Source organism: Jannaschia sp. M317 (assembly GCF_025141175.1).
Classification (GTDB): Bacteria; Pseudomonadota; Alphaproteobacteria; order Rhodobacterales; family Rhodobacteraceae; genus Jannaschia.
Map to the genome: position 1 here is coordinate 1,539,572 of NZ_CP081155.1, position 24,227 is coordinate 1,563,798.

Here is a 24,227-nt window from a genome sequence, read left to right on the forward strand (position 1 = left end):
GTGCAACCCCGTCCGGCACGTTGCGGGTCACGGAACATTTACGCAGGGGGAACCCGCAGCCGTAAGGGGGCGTTAACCGTCAATTAGGACACATTTGGCAGACTTGGACGCAAGAGGGCTGATTGCCCGCGTTCCGGGACTGTCGGGGACGACGAAACTTCCAAGACGGAGAGACGAAGCATGCTGCCTTCTGCGATTCTGTTCGGTGCCATCGGCACCTTGGCCGAAACGTCCGAGCTTCAGCGCCGCGCGTTCAATATGGCCTTTGCGATGCATGACCTGGACTGGATCTGGGAACCGGCGATCTATTATCGCATGTTGCGGTCCCCCGGTGGCCGCGATCGCGTGGCCAGCTACGCCGAGGCGGCGGGCGACCGGGTGGATGCAAAACGCATCCACGCCGCGAAAGAGGATTTCTTCCGCCTGTTGGTCCGGAAAGAGGGTATCACCCTCCGCGATGGTGTGAGGGAGACGATCAGACACTGCCACGCCCACGCAATCCCCATGGGATTTTGCACCACAACGTCGGAACGTCAGGTCGATCTGATTTTGCAGGGGCTGGCCCCCGCCCTGTCACGTGACAGTTTCGACTGGATCGGGAACCGGTCCAGGGTCGAACGTGTGAAACCGGCACCGGATATCTACCGCGCGGCCCTGCGGGATCTTGGCGTTCAGGCAGGCGGTGCCATCGCTATCGAGGATACGCCCGAAAGCGCGCGGGCCGCGCTGTCGGCTGGATTGCACGTCCTCGCGGTTCCGGGACGCGCGGCAAAGGGGCGCGCCTTCCCCGAGGGGGTCCAGGTGCTGGATCGGCTGTCCGTCCAGGCGTTGGGCGTCGGTATGAACCTGGCGGCAGAGTGATCGGCACCCGGCCGGGGCGCATGTGACGGTCAGGCGGTCGGCGCAGCACGATTGCAAGGGCAGGACACCCGACAGTGCCCGCAATGGCACAGCTGGGCGTCCCGCGCTCGGGTGGCGGGACCAGTCCGCCCGGTATCCTCATGGGCGCAGCCCCCCGGCGGGGTTGACTTCGCGCGCCCGCCACGGTCAACCGACGCGACCCGAATTCTCCCTTTCGCCGAGCCGCCCGAGGAACCGCCATGCACGCCTATCGCACCCACACTTGCGCCGGATTGACCAAGGAAGATGTCGGCGAAACCGTCCGTCTGGCAGGCTGGGTCCATCGTATCCGCGACCACGGTGGCGTGCTGTTCATCGACCTGCGCGACCACTACGGCATGACGCAGTTGATCTGCGACCCCGACAGCCCGGCCTTCGCCGAGGTGGAAAAGGTCCGCGCCGAATGGTGCATTCGCATTGATGGCACCGTGAAGGCCCGCGATGCAGCGCTGGTGAACGCCAAGATCCCCACCGGTGAGATCGAGGTCTTCGTGCGCGACATCGAGGTACTGGGCAGCGCCAAGGAACTGCCGCTGCAGGTGTTCGGCGATCAGGAATACCCTGAGGAAACCCGGCTGAAGTATCGCTTTCTCGATCTGCGCCGTGACGTGATGCAACGCAACATGCTGTTGCGGTCCAACGTCGTCCGGTCGATCCGCAACCGGATGTGGGACCAGGGCTTCAACGAATTCCAGACCCCGATCATCACCGCCAGCAGCCCCGAAGGTGCGCGCGACTTCATCGTGCCGTCACGTCTGCACCCCGGTAAGGTCTATGCCCTGCCGCAGGCACCGCAGCAGTTCAAGCAGCTGCTGATGGTGTCCGGCTTTGACAAATATTTCCAGATCGCGCCGTGCTTCCGCGACGAAGACCCGCGCGCCGACCGCTCGCCCACCGATTTCTACCAGCTGGACCTGGAGATGTCGTTCGTCGAGCAGCAGGACGTGTTCGACACCATCCAGCCGGTCGTGCAGGGCCTGTTCGAAGAGTTCGGGGGCGGCAAGGCGGTCGACACCGACTGGCCGCTGATTTCCTACAAAGATGCGGCGCTGAAGTACGGCACCGACAAGCCCGACCTGCGCAACCCGATCGAGATGCAGGTCGTGTCCGAGCATTTCGCCGGCTCCGGCTTTGCGATCTTTGCCAAGCTTTTGGAGCAGGACGGCACCGAGATCCGCGCCATTCCGGCCCCCACCGGCGGCAGCCGAAAGTTCTGTGACCGCATGAACAAATTCGCACAGGGCGAAGGGCTGCCGGGGATGGGGTATATCTTCTGGCGCGATCAGGGGCAGGGCATGGAAGCCGCCGGCCCCCTGGCCAAGAACATCGGGCCTGAGCGGACCGAGGCGATCCGCCAGCAGTTGGGCTTGGGCGTGGGCGACGCGGCGTTCTTCCTGGGCGGCAAGCCCGCCGCCTTCGAGGCGGTCGCGGGCCGCGCGCGGACTGTCATTGGTGAGGAGCTGGGCCTGACCGACAAGGACCGCTTTGCCTTTGCCTGGATCGTCGATTTCCCGATGTACGAGGCCGACGACAACGGCAAGATCGACTTCAGCCACAACCCGTTCTCCATGCCGCAGGGCGGGATGGCGGCGCTGGACGGCGATCCGCTGGACGTGCTGGGCTATCAATACGATCTGGCCTGCAACGGCTATGAACTGATTTCGGGCGCGATCCGGAACCACCGCCCCGAAATCATGTTCAAGGCATTCGAGCTGGCCGGATACGGCCACGACGAGGTCGAGAAGCGGTTCGGCGGCATGGTCAAGGCCTTTACCTATGGCGCCCCGCCCCACGGCGGCTGTGCGGCAGGCATCGACCGGATCGTCATGCTGCTGGCCGAAGAGGCGAATATCCGTGAGGTCATCCTGTTCCCGATGAACCAGCGGGCCGAAGACCTGATGATGAACGCCCCGTCGGAGCCGATGCCAGGCCAGTTGGCCGAGCTGGGCCTGCGGAAGATGCCACAGGACTGAGCCAGATGCCCCTGTCCGCCCGGACAGGGGCGCTGTACGCGCAAGACGCTGCACGGCCGCATGTGGCCATGTGCCTGAATGCGCCGCGCCAGGCCCGCAGACGCGGCGGGTAAGACAGTCAGCGCCACGTGCAGATCTGTGTCCAAGTCGCGACGCTGTCCCTCAGGGGGCTTATCACGCAGGGCTCGCCGACCTATCATGAGGATGGTCCACCGGAGCCTGCCATGAGCCTGATCCCGACCCTTGCTGCCGTCCGTTACGGGACCGGCCTGTCGCCGCGCATCGCGCCGCCTGAGGGGCGCGATGAGATGATGCACAAGTTGCAAGCAGCGGATCTGGTCGTTCGCCGGGTGCCTCAACCAGGATGGTCGGCCAAGTTGGACATGACCCGGCGTTGGATGCAGTTCAACAGCCGTAGCAGACGCGATCCGTCCGAGGAAAACCGCCGTCGGCTGCGTCATCAATCCACGGTTTTGCAACGCGCATTCCACGAAGACGCGACACGGATGCTTGTGCGCGCCTCAATCACGGCGGACGGCTTTCGGGAACGTCTCGCGTGGTTCTGGGCCAACCACTTTACGGTTCGGGATGGCGGTGGGCTGCTGCGCCGGTCGGTCGTCGGATACCAGGAAGATGCGATTCGCCCCTATGTGACGGGGACGTTCTCGGACCTGCTGACGCATGCGGTGCTACATCCTGCGATGCTGCTCTATCTTGATCAGTCATCATCGGTCGGGCCGAATTCCGCCCGTGCCGGTGGACGCAGGGGTCTTAATGAAAACCTCGCCCGCGAAGTTCTGGAGCTGCACACCCTGGGGGTCGAGGCGGGCTATTCGCAGGTCGACGTCCGGGAATTCGCAGAGCTTCTGACCGGGGTGACCGTCAGCCGGGACGGGGCGTTGCGGTTTGACGCCCGCGCGGCGGAGCCGGGGGCGGAACGGGTGCTGGGCACCGAGTATGGCGGGCGTCAGGCACGGTTGTCGGATGTGTACCGTGCGTTGGAGGATCTGGCCCTGCATCCTGCCACGGCGGCGCATGTCAGCCGCAAGCTTGCGGTACATTTCATTTCGGACGCACCGCCTGACAACCTGATCGCGCGGATGGTCCATCGCTGGCGCGAAACGGGCGGTAATCTGCTGCGGGTGTATGATGCCATGCTCGACCATCCCGCTGCCTGGCAACCGGATCTGACCCGCGTGCGTCGCCCGTTGGAGTTGATGGCGGCCACGGCACGCGCACTGGGGATCGGGGCGGAGCTGACGTCGCTCGCCGGTCGCGATGTCCGGCAGAGGGTATTGTCCCCGCTGGCGGCGATGGGGCAGCCGTTTCAGCGCCCGGCCGGGCCCGATGGCTGGCCCGAGGACCCAGAGGCCTGGATCACGCCTCAGGGTCTGGCAGAACGGATCGCCTGGGCGATGAAGGCGCCCGGTTGGGTGCCCGAGATGCCGGATCCGCGTGATTTTGTGGACACGGCCTTGGGGCCGTTGGCCAGTGCGCGCACCCGCTTTGCGGCGACCGCGGCAGAGGACCGGGCCGCGGGGATCGGGCTGGTTCTGTCCTCGCCCGAATTCCAGAGGAGATGACGCCATGACCCTCCCGTTTGATCGTCGACGGTTTCTGGCCACGGCGGCCTGTTCGCTGGCCGCGTCGCCGCTGGTGACGCCCGTGGCCTTTGCAGCGCTGCCGACGGACCACCGGTTGGTGGTCATCATCCTGCGCGGGGGTATGGATGGTCTGGATGTTCTGCACCCCTACGGCGACCGCGATCTGACCCGCCTGCGCCCCGGATTCGACATCGGCCCCGCTGCCGGGGCGGTCGATCTGACCGGTTTCCACGCGATGCATCCCGCGCTTGCCCCGCTGGCCCCGCTTTGGTCGGCGGGGGATCTTGGCTTTGCCCAGGCGGTCAGCACGCCCTACCGCGACAAGCGCAGCCATTTCGACGGGCAGGACATATTGGAGGCCGGGACCGCGGGGGATGTACCGGATGCGGTGCGCCGCGATGGTTGGCTGAACCGGTTGCTGACCCTGCTGCCGGGGGCGACGGGGCGCACGGCGCTGGCGGTCGGGCGAGACGAGATACTGCTGTTACGGGGGCGCGCGAACCATGCGGCCTGGACACCCGAGGCACGGCTGGACCTGGCGCAGGCAACACGCGACCTGTTGCTGCATGTCTATCACGACGATGCCCTGTTCCGGGAAACAGCGGAGGAAGCTTTGCTGTTGTCTGCCGAAAGCCTTCAGGCATCTGATACGCGCAATGCCAACGACCGGATGTTCGCCTTCGCCGCCGAGCAGTTGCGCCAGGAGTCCCGGATCGCGGCCATGTCGCTGGCCGGGTGGGACAGCCATCGCAACCAGCCGAGGCAGATCAGCGCAGCCTTGGGACGGCTCAGCGACGGGGTGCTGCGGCTCAGAACCGATCTGGGACCTGCCTGGGCCAAGACGGTCGTGCTGGCGATGACGGAGTTCGGGCGCACGGCGGCACAGAACGGGACGAACGGCACGGATCACGGCACCGGCGGGACGATGATTCTGGCGGGCGGTGCGCTCAAGGGTGGGCAGATCTGGGGCGAATGGCCAGGCCTGGCCGAGGCACAGCTTTATGACCGGCGCGACCTGATGCCGACAGGCGACGTGCGGGCCTATGCGGCCTGGGCCCTGCATGGGTTGTTCGGGGTTGATCGCGGGTCCTTGGGCACCGTTGTCTTTCCGGGCTTGGATATGGGGCGCGATCCCGGATTGCTGGCCTGACGGAAGGCTTGCCTGCCCTCGGTGTTCATGTCTTGTTCCGGGGCATGAGCTACAAACGCCCGCATCGGTTCGATATCATCGACCGCGCCTTTCCGGTGCGCCTGACCCTGGCTGTTGCGCCGGAACAGAACATGTTGGTCAATCGCGCTCTGACCCGGACGGCGGGGACGGGCAATTACGGGGTCACGCCGGCCCGCCTCTGGTCGTCGCAAAAGGCGCATCACCTGCACCTTTACACGGTGCATGACGCGCTGATGTTCCTCGCCGCCTGCCCACAGGCGCGGCTGATGTCGGAACGCTATGACGGCCCGCCGCGCTAGGCCTGGGGGCCGGACAAGCAAAAGCCGCGTCGGTTTCCCGCGCGGCCTCGGCTGGTTGGCAATCTCGTAAGCGGGTGCTTACTTGATCTTGCCTTCCTTGTATTCGACGTGCTTGCGCGCGACCGGGTCGAATTTCCGCACGACCATCTTTTCGGTCATGGTGCGGGCATTCTTTTTGGTCACGTAGAAGTGGCCGGTTCCGGCGGAGGAATTCAGCCGGATCTTAATCGTGGTGGGCTTCGCCATCGGGTGTCTCCTGCGTCGGGTGGGGGGACAATACGCGCCCAGCCCCATCTATCCGGAGGCTGCCTTCTATCCGACCCGCGCCCACTGTCAAGCGCAGTGGGCAGATCAATCGGGATTGGTCCAATCTAGACGCATGACGATGCTGCCCTGCGCGGTTCCGGGGGCAAAGGTGACCTCTGCCTGGATCGGCTCGCCGTGCACGTAACTCAGGTCAACGGGGGCCTGCCCGGTATCCCCGCGCCGCGCGGAGGCGAGGGCACGGGCTACGGCGGCCCGGTCGTCATGATGCCAAAGGCTGGAAATCTGCAAACCCGACAGATCGCCGGGCCGGTCGAAGCCCAGATCCTTGCTCAAACCCCGGCTGAGGGTCGCAATCCGCCCGTCTCTGGACAGCAGCGCCATACGCGCCTTGGCGCGCGCGACGTCCTCAACCGCCTCTGGCGAGAGTTTCGCGTTTGAGCATGGCTTATCGTCTGCGTGCAGTTTCAACGGTCAGACTTCCAATTCATTTCCCCATGGGAAAGCATGACCCCTGGTCGCCGTATGGCAAGCGTCTTGCCCGGAAAATGCTGAAAAAAGCGGCGATTCTGCCGATTACTGTGGATCTGGCGGGGTGCGGGGGGCCTGTAAGCGGGATTCTGTTCCCCGGATTTCTCCGGTTCGACGACCATTCCTCTGAACCACGAATCGCTTCGCGGCCTCTAGCTGCCAACCCGGACCCCTGCGGCAAAGCGCCGGAGCGTCTTGCGACGCGGTGGGTCCCTATTCGGCGTTGCTCCCGGTGGGGCTTGCCATGCGGGGACTGTTACCAGCCCCCCGGTGGGCTCTTACTCCACCGTTTCACCCTTACCGCAGGCACGCCTGCGGCGGTCTGTTCTCTGTGGCGCTGTCCGTCGGGTTGCCCCGCCCGGGCGTTACCCGGCACCGTCGCTTTGTGGAGTCCCGACTTTCCTCGAAGGTTGCCCCCCGCGGCCGTCCGGCCCCCCGCGCGGCGGGGTTAGGCCGTCACCCGCGGCTGGTCAACGGGGAACCGTCGCGCCAGGTCCGCCACGATGGCGCAATCACGCCCATCCAGCGGCCCCGACGCCCAGGGCCGAAAACGCAACCGGACGGCGGTCAGCACCCTGTCCGGGGACACGTCTGCGGTCCAGCCGGCGATTTGGGCGTCGCGCAGAAAGGCATCGCTGTCGGGCGCAGCCGGGCCCTGCCTGGGCCAGACGGACAAGCCGCCGCGCGCCAGACGCAGCCAATCGAAGCGCGCGCCCGGATCGATCTTGCGCCCGGGGGCACAGTCGGAATGGCCGATAATGTTCTGCGGCGGGATGTCATGGCGGGCCGTCAGATCCCGTAGCAGCCGCTCTAACGCGTCCATCTGGTCGGCGGGAAAAGGGGAATAGCCGTCGTTCGACAGCTCGATGCCAAGCGACCGGGAATTCACGTCGTCGCATTCGCCCCAGCGGCCCGCGCCCGCGTGCCAGGCCCGGCAGGCGTCAGGGACCAGCTGAGTGACCTCTGCCCCTTCGTCGATGATGTAGTGGCAAGAGACCTCGGTCGACGGATCGCAGAGCCGCTTGATCGCAGGTTCCGCCCCGCCCATCATGGCAGTGTAATGCAGGACAATCAGGTCCGGCGCATCGTATCCGCTGCGTCGGGGACCATGATTCGGTGAGGCGACGGTCCGCACCGGGCCGTCAGTTGCGCACGAGGTTCTTGTAGAGACCCGGGTCCCAGCGGCAGGCGTTGCCGTCGCCGTCCGGGTCCAGGTTCAACCGGTCGCGGGCCGGACCACCGGCCTCCAAGAACGCTTCTTGCGCGATGTCGTCGCTGCGGTAGCCTTGGCAGTTGATCTGACTGCGGCGCGCGCTGGCCAATGGGTTGCGGCGGAAGCTTCCTTCGGATCCCAGGGGGCGGGCCTGCTCGATCGCATAGGTGATGATGTTGGGTCCATTGTCGGCGGGACGCTCCAACTCGGTCGGCTGGACCAGCTCGAACTGCTGGCGGGCAGCACGGACCCGCGCGGCATCGTCCTGGATGGAGCGTTCGGCCGCGACCGCGTTGAAGTCCTGCTCTTGGCTGAGGCCGGGATTGTCGCGATCCAGGTCTGCCGCCGGGGCCCCGGTGGCCAAGGGGGCAACCGGGCCGCCGGGCAGCACGGTGGCGGTCGTCGCCGTGGGCAGCGGGGCAGGGGCGCCGATGTCCACCGGATCGGGGGTCACCGGATCGGGCCGACCCAAGGCGGCGCGGGTCTGGCTGGCCAGGACCTCTGCCTCGGTGGTGGGGGCCTGAATGGACTGGCTCGGCGTGGGGGCGGCCTGGCGCAGCTGCGCCTCCCGGCGGCGCTCGGCCTCGGCGCGCAAGGCTTCCTGGCGGGCGGCTTCGGCGGCGCGCCTCTGGGCGAACTGATCGGGCGTGTCAAAGCCCGCCCCCGATCGCGCGCCGCTGTCGGGCACGGGCGGCTCACAGGCGGCCAGCACTGCAACGGAAAGGACGGACAGGATCAGGGATGTCGCGCGCATCAGGGTGCCTCTGGGTTGTCGCGGGCCCTCTGAGGGGCCCTTGACGATGGGTCTTACCACCATTTCTCCGGGCGCGCCACGAAACCGGCACGCTGCTCCAATGTGTAGGCCACGTCGAGCAGGGCGCCTTCTTCCCAGGGGCGCCCGATCAGCTGCAAACCCATGGGCAGGCCGCGACGGTCCTGGCCCGTGGGCACCGCGATGCCGGGCAGGCCCGCCAGGTTCACCGTCACCGTGAACACGTCGTTGAGGTACATTTGAATCGGGTCGGCATCCTGCATCGCGCCCAGTTCGAACGCCGACGATGGGGTCGCGGGCGTCAGGATGGCGTCGACGCCATCGGCGAAAACCGTTTCGAAGTCCTGCTTGATCAGGGTCCGCACCCGGCGGGCGCGGTTGTAATAGGCATCGTAGAATCCAGCGGACAAGACGTAGGTGCCGACCATGACCCGGCGCTGCACCTCGGGGCCAAAGCCTTCGGCGCGGGTTTTCTCGTACATCTCGGTGATGCCGTCGCCCTGGGACAGCTTGGCACGGTGGCCAAATCGGACGCCGTCATACCGCGCCAGGTTCGACGAGGCCTCGGCGGGCGCGATCACGTAATAGGCGGGCAGGGCGTATTTCGTGTGGGGCAGAGAAATGTCGCGAATTTCCGCCCCGGCGTCGCGCAGCATGGCGATGCCGTCCTGCCAAAGGGCCTCGATCTCTTCGGGCATACCGTCCATGCGGTATTCCTTGGGAATGCCGATGACCTTGCCGCGAATATCGCCGGTCAACATCGCCTCGAAGTCGGGGACGGGGAGGTCGGCAGAGGTGCTATCCTTCGGGTCGTGGCCCGACATGGCGCGCAGGAAGATGGCGGCATCGCGCACGGTGCGCGTCATCGGTCCCGCCTGATCCAGCGAGGACGCAAAGGCCACGACGCCCCAGCGGGAGCAACGGCCGTAGGTCGGCTTGATCCCGGTGATGCCGGTAAAGGCGGCGGGCTGGCGGATCGACCCACCGGTGTCGGTGCCGAGCGCGCCCAGGCAAAGGTTCGCGGCCACGGCGGCGGCGGACCCGCCCGATGATCCACCGGGCGTCAGGTTGGCGTCGGAATTGCCCGCCCGCCAGGGGTTCACGGCATTGCCGTAGGTCGACGTCTCGTTCGAGGACCCCATGGCGAATTCGTCCATGTTGAGCTTGCCCAACATGACCGCGCCCGAGGTGAACAGCTTGTCGGTGATCGTGCTCTCATACTCCGGCTTGAAGCCGTCGAGGATCGCGGATCCGGCCTGGGACGCGACACCCTTGGTGCAGAACAGGTCTTTCACCCCGATCGGGATGCCGCACATGTCGGGCGCGTCGCCGCGCTGGATGCGCGCGTCCGCGGCACGCGCCTGAGCGCGCGCGATGTCCGGCGTGTGGTGCACAAAGGCGTTGAGCGCGCCCGCCCCGTCCACGGCGTCCAGATGCGCCTCGGTCAGGGCCAGGGCCGTTGTCTCACCGGCGCGCAGCATGTCGCGGGCCTGGGCGATGGTCAAATCGGTCAGGGACATTATTCCACCACCTTCGGCACGGCAAAGAACCCTTCGCGGGCATCGGGGGCATTGGCCAGAACGGCCTTGGGCTTGCTGCCATCGGTCACGATATCTTCGCGCCGCTTCAGCCGCTGCGGCGTCACCGAGACCATGGGCTCGACGCCCTCGACGTCGACTTCCTGCAATTGCTCGATGAAGCCCAGAATAGCGTTGAATTCCTGGGCGAGCGGCTCCAGCCGGTCGTCGGGCACGGCGATCCGGGCGAGCTTCGCCACCTTGCGCGCGGTTTCCTTGTCGATGGACATGGGGCCTCCGGGGGTTTCGGTCCGGGGCGGTCTATCCCCGGTGCGCCCGGTGTTCAATATCGCTCGCTCAGAGCGACATCGTGATCTCGGCCTGAAGGCCACCTTCGCGCCAATCCAGCGTCAGATCGCCGCCGATCGCGGCCAGCAGGGACCGGATGATCCGCGATCCGCCCGCGCGGGTGGGCACGGCGACCTTGGGGCCGCCCTCCTCCTGCCAATGCAGGCGCAGGGACGTGCCCTGGTTCATGGCTTGCGCGGCCACGGTCACATGCCCGGTCTCGGCACCCAGCGCGCCATGTTTGACGGAATTGGTCGCCAGTTCGTGCAGCGTCAGCGTCAGCGGTGTGATCTGCGCCCGCCCGACGCGGAAATCGTCGCCGGCGATGGTGAACTGGGACGCGCCCAGTGGCGCATAGGCCGTCAGGATCGTGCGCAACACATTGCTCATGGAATCGGTCGACTGGTCGTTGGACCGGAACGTGTTGAAATGCGCCTCGCCCAGAACATGGAGCCTTTCGGACAGTTGCTTGGAAAAGCTGGCCACGTCCTCGGCTTCGCGCGCGGTCATGCGGATGACGCCGGACATGACGTTGACGATGTTGCGCAGACGGTGGATCTGTTCCTCCACGTCCAGAAGAGCGGCCAGACGCTCTGCCTCGCGCTTGACGGTGATGTCCAGCTGAGAGCCGAACAACAGCACCGTTTCACCCGCCGCGTTTTGAATTGGGCCCAGTTGCAGGGCGTTGATGAAACGCTCGCCGTTCTTGCGATAGTTGACGATTTCCACCACGGCCTGCTTCTGGTCGCGCACGGCGGCGCGCACCTCTTGCAGGCTTTCCTCGGTGGTGCCGGGGCCCTGAAGGAACCGGCAATTGCGGCCCAGGACCTCGTCGGGGGCGTAGCCCGTCAGATCCAGAAACGCCTTGTTCACGTAGACAATGGGATTGTCGGGGGCTTTCGGGTCGGTCAGGCACAATGGCACCCGCACTTGCGACATCAGCCCGTCAAGCGTCAGCTCTCCGAGCATTGCCACCTGGGCAGGTTGGAATGAATTCGGCATCACGTCGTCCAGTAACGAGCGGTTGCAGGTCCACTCGCGCAAAGCATGGCAAGTTTGCCGACGCTGGGCAAGTTGACGGTGCATCTGCTCTTGCGTTCCGCCCCCGGTCGGGCGTATCTCGGGGGCCGAGCGCGGGCGTTGTGTAGTGGTAAGACCTTAGCCTTCCAAGCTAATGACGCGGGTTCGATTCCCGCCGCCCGCTCCAGATCTTCCGTGACGTCAAACGCCCAGCAGCCCCCTCAGAATCGGGAGGGCGAAGGCTGCGGCGATGCCGACGACGGCCCCGATGGCCGACCGCATCCATAGTTTCAGCCGTTGTGGAATCGTCGCGGCCAGCACCGTGCAGACGATGCCGTAGAAAATCAGCGGGACGAGGTCGATCATGGCGGCGCTCCGTGTCCGTTCCGCAGACAACGTCGCGCGGTCGCCCCGCCGGGGTCAAGTCCGGGGGCGGCGTCCTGCCAGCTTGCACCCCGGTGCAGGCCTCGTTACCCCCAAAGACGTCGAAGACGGAGAAGACCATGGCCGAGATCGCCAAAGAGGCCGACCGCGAAGGGTCGAAACGGATCGGAAGCTTGCGGTCCCTGACCCCGTTCTTCCGCCCGCACATCAAGATGGTCCTGGCCGCTTTGGCTGCGCTGGTCACAACGTCCTTCGTGTCGTTGGTCCTGCCTCTGGCCGTGCGCCGGGTTGTCGATGGGTTCCAGACGGGCACATCGGAATTGCTGGATCAGTATTTCGGCGCGGCTCTGGCCATTGCCGCGCTGCTCGCCGTGGGGACGGGGCTGCGCTATTACTTTGTGACGCGCCTGGGCGAACGGGTCGTCGCAGACATCCGCAAGGCGGTGTTCGACCGCATGATCCGCATGTCTCCGAATTTCTACGACGGCATTCTCACGGGTGAGGTTCTCAGCCGGATCACCACCGACACGACGTTGCTGCTGTCGGTGATCGGGTCCTCGGTCTCGATCGCGCTGCGCAATATCCTGGTGCTGATCGGCGGCATGGGCCTGATGATCTGGACCGCGCCCAAGCTGTCGGGCCTGGTCCTGTTGATCGTGCCCGCCGTGATCGTCCCGATCATCCTGCTGGGACGCAAGCTGCGCAAGCTGAGCCGCGAAAACCAGGATTGGATCGCGGAATCCTCGGGCCGCGCCTCCGAATGGTTGCTCAGCGCGCAGACCGTGCAGGCCTATACATTCGAGGGCGAAGCGGCGGGTCGTTTCGCGGATGTCACCGAGAAAAGCTTTCTGTCCGCCCGCACGCGCATTCAGGTGCGGGCGATCATGACGGTGATCGTCATCTCGCTGGTGTTTGCGGGCATCGTCGGCGTTCTGTGGATCGGGGCGCGGGACGTGCGCGCCGAGGTCATGTCCATCGGCGAGCTGATCCAGTTCCTGATCTATGCCATCCTCGTGGCCGGTGCCGTTGCCGCCCTGTCCGAGATCTGGGGCGAGTTGCAGCGCGCGGCCGGCGCGACCGAACGCCTGGTCGAGTTGTTGGAGGTCGAGGACGACGTCAAGGACCCGGCCCAGGCCGCCCCCCTTCCGGACGGAGAGGCGATTGCCTTCGAAGACGTCACCTTCCGCTATCCGGCGCGGCCCACGGTCGCGGCGCTCAAGGGCGTTACCTTGCATGTGACACCGGGCGAGACGGTGGCCCTGGTCGGTCCTTCGGGCGCGGGTAAATCGACCATGATCCAGATGTTGCAGCGGTTCTATGACCCTGACGAGGGTCGGATCACCCTGGGCGGCACCGATCTGCGTGACCTGGACCGCGACGCGTTCCGCGCGCGCATGGCGCTGGTGCCGCAGGATCCGGTGATCTTCGCGGCCTCGGCGCGCGACAATATCCGGTTTGGCAACCCCGGTGCCAGCGACGCCGAGGTAGAGGCCGCGGCCCGTGCCGCCGCCGCACATGATTTCCTGGCAGCCCTTCCCGAAGGCTACGACACCTATGTCGGTGAACGCGGCGTGATGCTGTCGGGCGGGCAGAAACAGCGTATCGCCATTGCCCGTGCCATCTTGCGCGACGCTCCGATCCTGCTGCTGGACGAAGCGACCAGCGCGCTGGATGCGGAAAGCGAACGACTGGTGCAGGATGCCGTGGCCCGCATGGCCGAGGGGCGGACCACCATCATCGTGGCGCACCGCCTGGCGACCGTGAAACAGGCGGATCGCATCGTCGTGATGCAGGACGGGGGCATCGTGGCGCAGGGGACGCATGACGAACTTGTGGCCCAGGGCGGTCTTTATGCGCGATTGGCGCGGTTGCAGTTCACCGATGGACTGGCGGCGGAATAGTCACCCCAACGAGACGGTCCAGTTTCCACCGCGATCCTCGAACTCGTAAGTGTATCTGAAGTTGTTGCAGACGATCGTGAAGCCACGGGACATCAGGAACGGTCTGGCCGCAGAGATACTGTCGCAACGCCATCCCATCGCGCGGATCATGCCGACCCCGGGGTCTATCAATCGCAGCATGTTTTGACGCGGCATGTCACGCGTATCGGCGATCATCGCGTCGCGTTCTATCGTGACCGACTGCGCCGTTGCGGGAAGACCAAGGGCAAAGATCGCTAGCAGCAGTAAAATCGGGTTCATACGGCGCATGGCCTGTCCTGTCTCGTTTTTCGGCCCGAGGATTGCTGGGAATGGGTTAGGATCAAATTAACTACTGAAAAGAAGTATGAGGAAACGCCGCTGCGTCGCACTTGTGTTCCCTCGGGGCGGTGTACCATCGTCGCAGACATGCGTTCCGGAGGGGGAACTCGGTTCAATAGGGAGGAACGGATGGCTTCTTTCGCCACCAAACAGGACATTCTCGACATCGAGGCGCAAGAGCCGTGGGAAAAGGCGCGACCGGCGACCACGCTCTATGAGCTGTTGTCCAAGACGGCGGCGACCCATGGCGACCGCCCGGCCTTCAGCTTTCAGCTCTTCTCGGGGCCGACCGACAAGGCCGAGACGCTGACCTGGACCGAGTTCAAGGGCCGGATCACCCAGGCCGCGAACCTCTTCCGATCGCTCGGTGTGGGCGAAACCGACACCGTCGCCTATGTCCTGCCCAATTGCACCGAGACGGCGACCGTCCTGCTGGGCGCCTCCATCGCGGGCATCGCCAATCCGGTGAACCCGCTTCTGGATGCCGAACAGATCGGGGCCATCCTGCGAGAGACGAACGCCAAGGTCGTCGTCACCCTGCGTGCCTTTCCCAAGACCGACGTGGCCCAGAAGGTCGCCGAAGCGGTCAAGCTGGCCCCCAACGTCGAAACCGTGCTGGAGGTGGACCTGCACCGCTATCTGACGGGGCTCAAGAAGCTGATCGTACCGCTGATCCGTCCCAAGAACCCGGTGTCGCATCATGCCAAGGTCAAAAGCTTCGTCGCCGCGGCGGCCAGGCAACGGTCCGATGCCCTCGATTTCGCGGACAGCGACGGCGACCGCGTGGCGGCCTATTTCCACACCGGCGGCACCACCGGCATGCCCAAGGTCGCGCAGCACACCTATGACGGAATGATCTACAACGGCTGGATCGGGCACCGTCTGCTGTTCTCGGAACAGGACGTGGTGATTTGTCCGCTGCCGCTGTTCCATGTCTTCGCTTGCCACGTGATCCTGATGGCGATGCTCGCCTCGGGCGCGCACGTGGTGTTCCCGACGCCGCAGGGGTATCGCGGGGATGGCGTCTTCGACAACTTCTGGAAACTGGTGGAACGGTGGCGCGTGACCTTCGTCATCACAGTGCCGACCGCCATGTCGGCCCTGATGCAACGTCCGGTCAACGCGGATGTGTCGTCCATCAAAACCGCCTTCTCCGGATCGTCCCCCCTGCCGGTGGAATTGTTCCGCCGGTTCGAGACGGACACGGGCGTGACCGTGGTCGAGGGATACGGCCTGACCGAGGCCACCTGTCTGGTCAGCTGCAACCCGGTCGACGGCGAGAAAAAGATCGGCTCTGTCGGGATTCCCTTCATGCACACCGAGGTGCGCATCCTGATGGACAAGGGCGAAGGCCCGGTCGATTGCGGCACAGATGAGGTGGGCGAGATTTGCGTGGCCTCCCCCGGCGTGCGTCCGGGCGCGACCTATACCGAGGCCGCCAAGAACGCGAACCTCTACCATCACGAGCGGTTCCTGCGCACCGGCGATCTGGGCCGCATCGACGCGGATGGCTACCTTTGGATCACCGGCCGCGCCAAGGACCTGATCATCCGCGGTGGTCACAACATCGACCCCGCCGAGATCGAGGAAGCGCTGGCCGGTCATCCCGCCGTCGCCATGGCGGGCGCCATCGGTCAGCCCGATGCCTTTGCCGGCGAATTGCCCTGCGCCTATGTCGAACTCGTCGCCGGGGCCACGGTCACGCCGGCAGAGCTGTCGAAGCATTGCGACAGCCACGTCCACGAACGCGCGGCCCGGCCCAAGTACATCGAGATCTTGGACGAACTGCCCAAGACCGCCGTGGGCAAGGTCTTCAAGCCCGACTTGCGCCGCCGCGCCATCGCGCGGATCTACGATGCGGCGCTCGCGGATGCGGGCGTGAATGCCAAGGTGGCCGAGGTGGTCGAGGACAAGAAACGCGGCCTCGTCGCGCGGCTGGAAAAGACCGGCACAGTCGAGGAGCGGGAGGTCGTGGCCGTGATGGGCAACTACACTCGCCCATGGGAATGGGTCTGAGACCGGAGATCAAATCCTTCGAAGGATTTGACCATTTTCTTGCAAGAAAATGGCCCCCTCGCGGGGGCCAGCACTAACAGTAGTCGTGGGGTGCCTGACTGTGCAGGCATCCCGTATTGCGTCACCTGGGGCTGACGTCTGGGGCCGGTTTAGTCCAGCGCGACCAGGTCGGAGGCGGAAGAACGGCCATCCCGGCCCTCTCGCATCTCGAACTCAACCTTCTGATTGTCGCGCAATCCGGTCAGACCGGCGCGCTCGACAGCGGAGATATGGACAAAGATGTCCTTGCCGCCATCGTCGGGTGCAATAAAGCCGTAGCCTTTAGTGGTGTTGAACCATTTCACGGTGCCAGTGGCCATTCCCGTGTCTCCTTCGTGGGTCGTGCTGCCCGCAACATCGCGGCAGAATGATGCCCGTGGCCCGAAGGGAAGTCAGACCTGCATGGCCGAGGCACCCTTTTGAGGTATAGGCCGCATGAAAAACGTCAAGGGGAAGCCCCGGGCGTAGCGGAGGGAGACGAAATCGTGATAGTTCTGAACGGCCTGAAGACCTGCGATACTTGCAGAAAGGCGCTCAAGGCGGTCCTGGCTGCCGGTCTGGAAGGCAGATTGCGTGATTTTCGGGCGGAGCCGCCAAGCCGGGATGAGGTGGCGAAGTGGCATGCGAATCTGGGTGACGCGTTGCTGAACACGCGTTCGACCACCTGGCGCGGCCTGTCTGAGGCGGACCGGGCGGCCGACCCCATCGACCTGATGCTGGCCCACCCCGCCTTGATCAAACGGCCGGTGGTCGAGACGGAAGGGGTCTTGATGCTCGGCTGGGCACCGCCGACGCAAAGGGCGCTGGGCCTTTAGGGGCGTGGGGGCCTGCGTCAGGCCTGTGGCATCCGCAGCACGACATTGTTGCCGCCGCGCTGATAGCTGAGGGTGCCGTCACCGATCGCCGTCACCCGGCCCCGGTCCAGACGGTCCCCGACCTCCACCTTGACGTAGCGCCCGTTGGCAAGCCGAACCAGGGCACGCCGGGCGTTCGGGCGGCCGTAGACACCGATCAGATTGATCCGGTTCAGCCGCAGCACATTCCGCTCCGTCGCTGCGCGCGCCACGCTGCCACCGGGCGCGCGGGTGGCCTGGGATCCGCTGTCGACCGATCGTGCGGCGGGTGTCGCTGGGGCAGCCGGGGCCGCAGCGGCCTGTTCGCGCCGTTGCGTCACGATGCGCGCGGCGTCCCGCTCGACCGAGCGGGGGCGGCTGCGGGGACGCTCGGATGCGGGCAGGGCCAGCGGCGATACCGGTCCGGATTGCACGACGGCGGCGACCTCTACCGGGGCGTCGGCCTGCGCCTCGGCCACGGCGGCATCGGTCGCGGCGGCCAGCGATGCCGCAGCCGCCTGTTCCGCGGCGGAGCGCGCCGCCTGAGCCGTGGCGGCGATCTGAACGATGGCGTCTGGACGGGCGCGGGGCCGTACGCGGGTCAGTTCCGCGCGCGTGAAACCGCCATTTCGCGTCCGCTCCACCAACTCGGCGGCGTCCTCGGGGCGGGGCACCGGACGGACCCTGCGCAGGATCTGCTGCGCTTCGTTTTCAAGCGCGTCCTCCGCCTCGGTCGTGCCACTTGCAGAGGTCGCGCGTTGGACCGGGAAGACGTCGGGCCGACCCAGCACGACGGTATAGCCGCCGGGGGCGAGGGTGCCCTCCGGGGTGGCCTCGACCAGGCCGGTCTGCGCATCGGTGGCAAAGGTCGTGCCCGCTGGTGCGGGGTTGGTCTGAATGGCGACCCCGTCGGCGGGCGGCTCGGCCCGGGGCAGGGCCACGGCGTCGCCCCAGGCGATGTCCGGGTCGATGGAGGCGACGTAGATATCCTCCGCGGTTGCATCTGCGGGCGCGACGGGGGCCGGCAAGGCGGTAAACTCCCCGGCGGCCTCGAAGCGTTCGATGAAGGTGGAAGGCGTCGTGTCCAGCGTCGGGGCCAGGTCCAGCCCCGGCGGGGCCGCGATGTCGGGGGCCACGATCGGAAGGATCTGTTCATCCGGCAGGCCGGTCGGCGCGGCCTCGGGCAGGCGCAGCAGCGGGTCGGCCAGCGCGACGACCTCGGGCGGGGTGGCCACGGGATCCGTCTCTGGCACCGCCGCAACGGGCGTGGCACCGGGGGCGGGCAACAGGGCCGCGATGTCGACCTCTGGTGTGGTCTCGTCCGGGGTCGGCTCGGCGACGGGCGGCAGGACAGCGGTGGCTTCGACCGCAGGCGTTTGCGGTGCAACGGGCACTTCGGCCAGGTCATCGCCACCCAACAACAGTGATCCGACGGCCACGAGGAACAGCAGGATCAACAGCCCGACGGTCAGGGCCAGGCCAAGCCGCGCGCCCCCGGGACGCGCAGGCGTCGCAGCCTTTTCCCGCGCCAGACCAGGCAGGGCCAGGGCCGCGGCCTCTTCTTGCCGGATACGGGCCTCTTCGCTTTGCTTCGGGTCTGCAACGCGGCCTTTCTCGCGCAGGCGCTGCATCTTGTCTGTAAGGGTCGAAAGGGCCCGCGCGGCAACGACGCCGGGCCGCTTGCCCGTCACTTCGGGCTGCGGCTCGGCCAAGGCGGGCGTGACTTCAGGGGCAGCATCGGCGTCGCCTTTGGCCACCGCCACGGTCGGGGCCGCGGGTGCATCCCGACTGGCGACGAGCGCGGGATTGGTTGCGGGTGTCTTGGGCGCAACGGTCGGAGGCGGTGCAACCTTGGGGGCCGTGGCGGGCTTGGGCGCGGCCGGTGGGGTCGACAGGCGGCGTGTGACACGGTCCAGACGCTCGCCGCTGGCGGCCCGCGCGGTCGGCTCCGGCGCGGCCTTGCGGCTTGTGCTGAAGCCGGGGACGATCAGCGGCGCATCCTCGGACGCCGGGACGTCCAGGGGTGTCGGCGGCGGCGTGGCGGCCTTTGGTTTGGGCGCGGCGGGGGCCTTCTTGGGGGCTGGCTTGGTCTGAGCCAACGTTTCTGCCGCGTCTACGGTCGGCGGTTCGGCTGGCGTGGGCGTGGCCGGGGGCTGCGCGACCGGCGCCTCTGGGGCGCTTTCGGGCAGGGCCGCGACAACCGTTTCAGACGATGCGGGGCGGTGGCCCAGCGGGACCGGTGGTTCGGACTTGGGCGCCTTGGGCGTAGGGCGCGGCGCGGGCAGGGCCGCGAACCCTTCGGGCAGGTCCACCTCCAGCGGCGCGCCCGCCAAAAGCTCCGCCGCGATGCCAGTCTTGCCGAAGTTCGGCAGGCCCGGATAGGCAGGGTCCTTCGGGTTGGCCATGATGACCACGGGCCGAAAGCCGTAATCGGCGGCAAATGTCTCTGCCTCCAGCAGGGTTTCGAGCGCGACAACCGCAACCTGCAACCGATCCCCCCGTTCGACATAATCGAAGGTCAGATCCTCGACCGGGTAGGGCGTGCGCCCCTTGAGCAGCGCGCGAATCGTCTCTTCTGGCCGACGGTCGTCGCGTTCCAGCGAGGTATAAAGCAGCTGGCTGTCCGGCAGGATCAGGATCGAGATGGCATCCGCCCCGACACGCGCCTGCGCCCGGTCCCGCAGATCGGCCAGGCGGTCCGGCATGTCCGGGGTGTCCAGCCGCACAGCCCCTTCGCGCCACCATCCACCCTCGGGCGCGCGGCTGAGGACGGCGATGCCGTCGAGCGATAGGTCCAGGGCGATTTCGGGTCTCATACAAATCGCTCTAACACGCTCGGCCCCCGGGCCGGAAGTCTTGCCGTGCCAGGGAACAGGCACCGGCGGGACGGTGCCGGCACCTCGCGTTCGTCGGGCCTTTGTGTGTTGTGGGTTGTATGAGTGGACTGATCGACTGGTCTGTCCTGGCCCCGGTTCCTTATGAAAATGAAACGGTTGCCATGATCGCCTGCAATGCCCGTCGCGGTGCCGACCAGGCCGCAGCGTGACGGGCATCGCGCCTCGGCCGGCAGGCATCCACGTCAGCCGGTGCGATGCACCGTCTTGGCCGCAACGCGCCAGCCGCATCGCAGATCTGGACCCTTGCAGCAGCAAAACCGACGGGCGGCTGTCAGCGCGCGATCGGATCGACGTCGCCGAGGAAAGCGGAGCGCGACGGCCAATGGTTGCATCCGTCTCGCAAAGTCAGGGGCGCGCGGGCAGCGGGTCCGGCGCCGTTCTGCGCGCGCAGCGGAGGGTGCATCCCGCACCTCGATGCCTTTGCGGGGTGTGGGGCAGACTGACATCGGCCCTTGGCCCTGCCGGGCAAGACCCCGCCTATGGCTGGTTTTCGCGGCTGACCTTGGCGCAGGCATCGCTAGGGTGCGCACGAACGCCATCTGACGGAGCCTGCCATGCGCGCCCTTTTAACCTGTCTACTGTTGGTCCTGCCCTTGGCCGCCCCCGCGCAGCAGGGCGCGGCCCCACGCCTTCTGGTCGAGGGGCGTGGCGAGATATTGGTGCGGCCCGACATGGCGACCGTGACCTTGGCCGTCGTGCGCGAGGCCGCCGAGGCGGCGACGGCCATGGCCGACTTGTCGGAGGCGACGGCGGCCGTTCTGGCGCGCGTCGAAGGCGACGGGATTGCCGCGCGGGATGTGCAAACCGGCCAGTTGTCTCTGCAACCGCGCTGGGACCATTCGGAAAACCGCACGACCCCACAGATCACAGGCTATGTCGCACGCACGACGCTGGACGTCCGGGTGCGTGACCTGGACGCACTTGGCCCCCTTCTGGATGCGGCGGTGTCGGATGGCGCGAACGGGTTGGAGGGCTTGCGCTTCGGCCTGAGCGACCCGCGTGCAGGCGAAGATGCCGCGCGGCGTGCCGCGGTGGCGGATGCGCTGGCCAAGGCGCAGATCTATGCCGAGGCGGCGGGCATGAATCTTGGGTCCATCGTCTCGCTGAGCGAAGGTCAGGCGGCCGTGCCGGGCCCGGTGATGATGGAAATGGATGCGATGCGGTCCATGCCGGTGGCCGCTGGTGAGGTGGCGCAAGTCATGACGGTCACCCTCGTGATCGAGATGATCGCCCGCTGAGGGAAAGGGCAAAGCCTTTTGCCAAGGCTTTGCCCAAACGTTCGCCTTAGTCAGACCTTGGCCAGCGCCTGTTCCAGGTCCGCGATCAGGTCATCTGCATCCTCGATCCCGATCGAGACGCGCACGACCTCCGGGCCGGCCCCTGCCGCCGTCTGCTGCTCCGGCGACAGCTGCCGGTGCGTGGTCGAGGCCGAGTGGATGATCAGCGACCGCGTATCGCCCAGGTTGGCCACGTGAGAGAAGATCTCCAGGTTGTCGACCACCTTCACGCAGGCGTCGTAGCCCCCCTTGAGCGCGAAGGTGAACAAGCCGCCCGCTCCCTTTGGACAGACCTTCTTGGCCAGGTCGTGATAGGGCGAGGACGGTAGGCCCGCGTAGGTGACGGCTGCGACTTTCTCGTGCCCTTCCAGCCAGGCGGCGACCTTTTCGGCGTTTTCCACGTGGCGCTGCATCCGAAGGCTCAGCGTTTCGGTGCCCATCAGGGTATAGTGCGCCGCCTGTGGGTTCATCGTCATGCCAAGGTCACGCAGGCCAATGGCGATCGAATGGAACGTAAAGGCCAGGTTGCCGAAGGTCTCGTGGAACTTCAGCCCGTGATAGGCCGGTTCCGCCGCCGACAGCGATGGGAACTTGTCTGACGCGGACCAGTCGAACTTGCCCGAATCCACCACGCAGCCGCCGGTGACTGTGCCGTTGCCGGTCAGGTATTTGGTGGTGGAATGGACGACCAGCGTCGCGCCATGTTCGATCGGGCGCACCAGGTAGGGGGTGGCCGTGGTGTTGTCGATGATCAGCGGCACGCCCGCAGCATCGGCCACATCTGCGATGGCGCGCACATCCATGATCCAGCCGCCGGGGTTTGCGATGGCCTCGCCAAAGACGGCGCGGGTGTTTTCGTCGATGGCATCGGCCACGGCCTTCGGGTCGTCAAAATCAACGAACTTGGCCGACCAGCCGAACCGCTTGATGGTCTGGCTGAACTGCGTGACCGTGCCGCCATAAAGGCGCGTCGAGGCCACAACGTTGCAGCCCGGCTGCATCAGCGGAAACAGCGCCATGATCTGCGCCGCATGACCCGACGAACAGCAGACAGCGCCGACGCCGCCTTCCAGCGTGGCGATCCGTTCGCCCAGGACCGCGACCGTGGGGTTGGTCAGGCGGGAATAGATGTAGCCGACTTCCTGCAGATTGAAGAGCGCGGCGGCATGTTCGGCATCGCGGAACACATAGGCCGTGGTCTGATAGATCGGCGTCTGCCGGGCACCGGTGGCCGGGTCGGGCCGGGCGCCTGCGTGGATCTGCAATGTGTCGAAGCCGTATTGGCGGGTCTCGGTCATTTCTTCCTCCTGATCTGTCCGAACGGCACGATAGAGAAGGCGGAGGCGGGCGGCTACAGGGCGCGGCGCGGAATCTGTGCACAGCAGGCACCTCGCGCGGCAAAGCCCCGCGCGCGGGGCCGTGACGCCTTGACCGCCCCGACCTGCGGTGTAGGGAAGGGGGAACGACCGCGCGGAGGACCGACAGATGGCCAGCTTGCTCAAACGCCTTGTGACCTGGTGGGACGGCGACTCCATCGGGACGCGCCTTTTCACCTCTCGCTTTGGCAACAAGGTCGGAGAGGACGCGCAGGGCAACGTGTTCTATTCCAATGCCGACGACAGCCGACGTTGGGTGATCTACGATGGGGACAACGACGCCACGCGCGTCGATCCCGAATGGTATGGCTGGCTGCACCACACCTTCAAACAACCGCCGACCGAGGCGCCGCTGGCCCACAAGACCTGGGAAAAGCCGCATCAGACGAACCTGACCGGGACCGATGGCGCGTTCTTGCGCCAGGGGTCGATCCGGCGTGCCGACGTCAAGCCCGCCTCCGACTACGAGGCCTGGAGCCCCGAGTGATGCGGACGCTCGGCCTTGCGCTGACGCTGGCCCTGCTGGCGGGTGCGTCAGATGCCCAGGCGGTGCGCACCGGCGTCGGGCTGGGCGCGGTGCTGCGCACGCTCGACAAAAGCTCGGGCGAAGTCATCGACGTGGAAATGGCCGCCGGGCAGACCATGGCCTACGGGCCGCTTCAGGTGACCTTGCACGAATGCCGCTATCCGTCGAACAATCCGGCGGGCGACGCCTTTGGACTGTTGCAGGTCGTCGACGCGCGCCAGGTGCAGGAGCTGTTCGCGGGCTGGATGGTCGCCTCTTCCCCTGCGCTGAATGCCCTGGAACATCGGCGCTATGATGTCTGGGTGCTGCGCTGCCTGACCGGGGACGACTAGGCCCGCAGTTCCGCGATGACGTCCTCGGGCTCCGGCACGGGATGGGGCAGGCGCGCCGAATGGCTGAGCGCGCTTTTCAGGCGGGCACGATAGGTGTCGCGCGCGATTTCCGCCCCCCCGAGCGAGGCCAGATGATCGGTCAGGAACTGCGTATCGAATAGCTGGAAACCGCCCTGGCGCAACATCGCCACGGACCATGCCAATGCCACCTTGGAGGCATCCCGCCGGCGCGAAAACATCGATTCGCCAAAGAACGCGCCCCCCATGGCCACCCCGTAAAGCCCGCCGACCAGTTCCTCGCCTTCCCAGACCTCGACCGAATGGCCAAAGCCCAGGCGGTGCAACTGCCCGTAAAGCCGGGCGATGGGCGCGTTGATCCACGTCTCCTCGCGATCGGCGCATCCGGCAACCACGGCGTCAAAGGCCTCATCGACGGTCACGAGAAAGCGCCGTTGCCGAATGACCTTGGCCAGGCTGCGCGACAGGTGAAACCCGGTCAGCGGCAGGATGCCTCGCTCCTGCGGGTCGACCCAGAAGATGTCTTCATCGTCCTGGGCTTCGGCCATGGGAAAGACGCCGCTGGCATAGGCCATAAGCAGCACTTCGGCCGTGATTTCGGGCACGTCGCGGGGCATGGGATCAGCTTACGCGCTGCGACGGCCGGGCAAAAGAAC

Annotated in this window: 24 protein-coding genes, 1 tRNA gene and 1 other RNA gene; 12 read left to right on the forward strand and 14 right to left on the reverse strand. The window is 66.3% G+C overall.

The window, feature by feature from the left end; all coding sequences use genetic code 11:
- The first annotated feature begins 180 nt into the window (after positions 1-180).
- The 5 genes from K3551_RS07905 (at position 181) to K3551_RS07925 (ending at position 5,947) form a co-directional block, all read left to right on the forward strand.
- A complete protein-coding gene (locus K3551_RS07905; protein ID WP_259919009.1) occupies positions 181-861 on the forward strand; it encodes an HAD family phosphatase in 681 nt (226 codons plus the stop codon).
- Between the two features lie 239 nt (positions 862-1,100).
- On the forward strand, positions 1,101-2,873 hold the full coding sequence (gene aspS, locus K3551_RS07910; protein ID WP_259919010.1) for an aspartate--tRNA ligase: 1,773 nt from the start codon (positions 1,101-1,103) through the stop codon (positions 2,871-2,873).
- A 224-nt stretch (positions 2,874-3,097) separates the two neighbouring features.
- Positions 3,098-4,456: a DUF1800 family protein gene (locus K3551_RS07915; protein ID WP_259919012.1), complete on the forward strand. Its 1,359-nt coding sequence runs from the start codon at positions 3,098-3,100 to the stop codon at positions 4,454-4,456.
- Positions 4,457-4,460: 4 nt separating this feature from the next.
- Complete coding sequence (locus K3551_RS07920) at positions 4,461-5,627, forward strand: DUF1501 domain-containing protein (protein ID WP_259919013.1); 1,167 nt, start codon at positions 4,461-4,463, stop codon at positions 5,625-5,627.
- A 44-nt stretch (positions 5,628-5,671) separates the two neighbouring features.
- Positions 5,672-5,947: a hypothetical protein gene (locus K3551_RS07925; RefSeq protein ID WP_259919015.1), complete on the forward strand. Its 276-nt coding sequence runs from the start codon at positions 5,672-5,674 to the stop codon at positions 5,945-5,947.
- A gap of 78 nt (positions 5,948-6,025) precedes the next feature.
- On the opposite strand, the gene rpmG is transcribed toward K3551_RS07925, so the two are convergent.
- The 8 genes from rpmG to K3551_RS07965 all read right to left on the reverse strand — a co-directional run bounded on the left by rpmG (position 6,026) and on the right by K3551_RS07965 (position 11,594).
- Positions 6,026-6,193 carry a 50S ribosomal protein L33 gene (gene rpmG, locus K3551_RS07930; RefSeq protein WP_055661766.1) on the reverse strand — a complete coding sequence of 56 codons (168 nt, stop codon included), beginning with the start codon at positions 6,191-6,193 and terminating at the stop codon, positions 6,026-6,028.
- Between the two features lie 105 nt (positions 6,194-6,298).
- Complete coding sequence (locus K3551_RS07935) at positions 6,299-6,682, reverse strand: hypothetical protein (protein WP_259919018.1); 384 nt, start codon at positions 6,680-6,682, stop codon at positions 6,299-6,301.
- 122 nt (positions 6,683-6,804) lie between these two features.
- An RNA gene (gene rnpB, locus K3551_RS07940) (RNase P RNA component class A) lies at positions 6,805-7,181 on the reverse strand.
- 9 nt (positions 7,182-7,190) lie between these two features.
- Positions 7,191-7,877 carry an N-acetylmuramoyl-L-alanine amidase gene (locus K3551_RS07945; RefSeq protein ID WP_259919020.1) on the reverse strand — a complete coding sequence of 229 codons (687 nt, stop codon included), beginning with the start codon at positions 7,875-7,877 and terminating at the stop codon, positions 7,191-7,193.
- Between the two features lie 7 nt (positions 7,878-7,884).
- Positions 7,885-8,709, reverse strand: a complete 825-nt coding sequence (locus K3551_RS07950) for a hypothetical protein (protein ID WP_259919021.1) — start codon at positions 8,707-8,709, stop codon at positions 7,885-7,887.
- A 53-nt stretch (positions 8,710-8,762) separates the two neighbouring features.
- Complete coding sequence (gatA, locus tag K3551_RS07955) at positions 8,763-10,247, reverse strand: Asp-tRNA(Asn)/Glu-tRNA(Gln) amidotransferase subunit GatA (RefSeq protein WP_259919022.1); 1,485 nt, start codon at positions 10,245-10,247, stop codon at positions 8,763-8,765.
- Positions 10,247-10,534, reverse strand: a complete 288-nt coding sequence (gene gatC, locus K3551_RS07960; protein ID WP_259919023.1) for an Asp-tRNA(Asn)/Glu-tRNA(Gln) amidotransferase subunit GatC — start codon at positions 10,532-10,534, stop codon at positions 10,247-10,249. Before gatC ends, gatA begins: the two co-directional genes overlap by 1 nt.
- A 67-nt stretch (positions 10,535-10,601) precedes the next feature.
- Complete coding sequence (locus K3551_RS07965) at positions 10,602-11,594, reverse strand: PAS domain-containing protein (RefSeq protein ID WP_259919024.1); 993 nt, start codon at positions 11,592-11,594, stop codon at positions 10,602-10,604.
- 131 nt (positions 11,595-11,725) lie between these two features.
- Here K3551_RS07965 and K3551_RS07970 point away from each other — a divergent pair.
- A tRNA-Gly gene (locus tag K3551_RS07970) sits at positions 11,726-11,799 on the forward strand.
- Positions 11,800-11,813: 14 nt separating this feature from the next.
- Here K3551_RS07970 and K3551_RS07975 read toward each other — a convergent pair.
- On the reverse strand, positions 11,814-11,978 hold the full coding sequence (locus K3551_RS07975; RefSeq protein ID WP_259919025.1) for a hypothetical protein: 165 nt from the start codon (positions 11,976-11,978) through the stop codon (positions 11,814-11,816).
- 137 nt (positions 11,979-12,115) lie between these two features.
- On the opposite strand from K3551_RS07975, the gene K3551_RS07980 reads away from it, so the two are divergent.
- Positions 12,116-13,897, forward strand: coding sequence for an ABC transporter transmembrane domain-containing protein (locus tag K3551_RS07980; protein WP_259919027.1), 1,782 nt, complete (start codon positions 12,116-12,118; stop codon positions 13,895-13,897).
- Here the strand turns inward: K3551_RS07980 and K3551_RS07985 are convergent, their stop codons facing one another.
- Positions 13,898-14,206: a hypothetical protein gene (locus K3551_RS07985; protein ID WP_259919028.1), complete on the reverse strand. Its 309-nt coding sequence runs from the start codon at positions 14,204-14,206 to the stop codon at positions 13,898-13,900. It lies immediately after the preceding gene.
- 180 nt (positions 14,207-14,386) lie between these two features.
- Here K3551_RS07985 and K3551_RS07990 point away from each other — a divergent pair, with 180 nt between their 5' ends.
- Positions 14,387-16,273, forward strand: coding sequence for an acyl-CoA synthetase (locus K3551_RS07990; RefSeq protein ID WP_259919029.1), 1,887 nt, complete (start codon positions 14,387-14,389; stop codon positions 16,271-16,273).
- 149 nt (positions 16,274-16,422) lie between these two features.
- Here the strand turns inward: K3551_RS07990 and K3551_RS07995 are convergent, their stop codons facing one another.
- Positions 16,423-16,632 (reverse strand): cold-shock protein, encoded by a 210-nt coding sequence (locus K3551_RS07995; RefSeq protein WP_115383994.1) that lies wholly within the window; start codon positions 16,630-16,632, stop codon positions 16,423-16,425.
- Positions 16,633-16,800: 168 nt separating this feature from the next.
- On the opposite strand from K3551_RS07995, the gene K3551_RS08000 reads away from it, so the two are divergent.
- A complete protein-coding gene (locus K3551_RS08000) occupies positions 16,801-17,127 on the forward strand; it encodes an arsenate reductase family protein (RefSeq protein WP_259919525.1) in 327 nt (108 codons plus the stop codon).
- A 17-nt stretch (positions 17,128-17,144) separates the two neighbouring features.
- On the opposite strand, the gene K3551_RS08005 is transcribed toward K3551_RS08000, so the two are convergent.
- On the reverse strand, positions 17,145-19,961 hold the full coding sequence (locus tag K3551_RS08005) for a hypothetical protein (protein WP_259919032.1): 2,817 nt from the start codon (positions 19,959-19,961) through the stop codon (positions 17,145-17,147).
- A 635-nt stretch (positions 19,962-20,596) separates the two neighbouring features.
- On the opposite strand from K3551_RS08005, the gene K3551_RS08010 reads away from it, so the two are divergent.
- On the forward strand, positions 20,597-21,280 hold the full coding sequence (locus K3551_RS08010) for an SIMPL domain-containing protein (protein WP_259919034.1): 684 nt from the start codon (positions 20,597-20,599) through the stop codon (positions 21,278-21,280).
- Between the two features lie 50 nt (positions 21,281-21,330).
- Here the strand turns inward: K3551_RS08010 and K3551_RS08015 are convergent, their stop codons facing one another.
- On the reverse strand, positions 21,331-22,617 hold the full coding sequence (locus K3551_RS08015) for an O-acetylhomoserine aminocarboxypropyltransferase/cysteine synthase family protein (RefSeq protein ID WP_259919035.1): 1,287 nt from the start codon (positions 22,615-22,617) through the stop codon (positions 21,331-21,333).
- Between the two features lie 187 nt (positions 22,618-22,804).
- Here K3551_RS08015 and K3551_RS08020 point away from each other — a divergent pair, with 187 nt between their 5' ends.
- Both K3551_RS08020 and K3551_RS08025 read left to right on the forward strand, forming a co-directional pair.
- Positions 22,805-23,182 (forward strand): NADH:ubiquinone oxidoreductase subunit NDUFA12, encoded by a 378-nt coding sequence (locus K3551_RS08020; protein ID WP_259919037.1) that lies wholly within the window; start codon positions 22,805-22,807, stop codon positions 23,180-23,182.
- Positions 23,182-23,553 (forward strand): DUF2155 domain-containing protein, encoded by a 372-nt coding sequence (locus K3551_RS08025; protein ID WP_259919526.1) that lies wholly within the window; start codon positions 23,182-23,184, stop codon positions 23,551-23,553. The genes K3551_RS08020 and K3551_RS08025 overlap by 1 nt, the downstream gene beginning before the upstream one ends.
- Here K3551_RS08025 and aat read toward each other — a convergent pair.
- Positions 23,550-24,188 carry a leucyl/phenylalanyl-tRNA--protein transferase gene (aat, locus tag K3551_RS08030; protein ID WP_259919038.1) on the reverse strand — a complete coding sequence of 213 codons (639 nt, stop codon included), beginning with the start codon at positions 24,186-24,188 and terminating at the stop codon, positions 23,550-23,552. The genes K3551_RS08025 and aat overlap by 4 nt on opposite strands.
- Between the last annotated feature and the right edge of the window lie 39 nt (positions 24,189-24,227).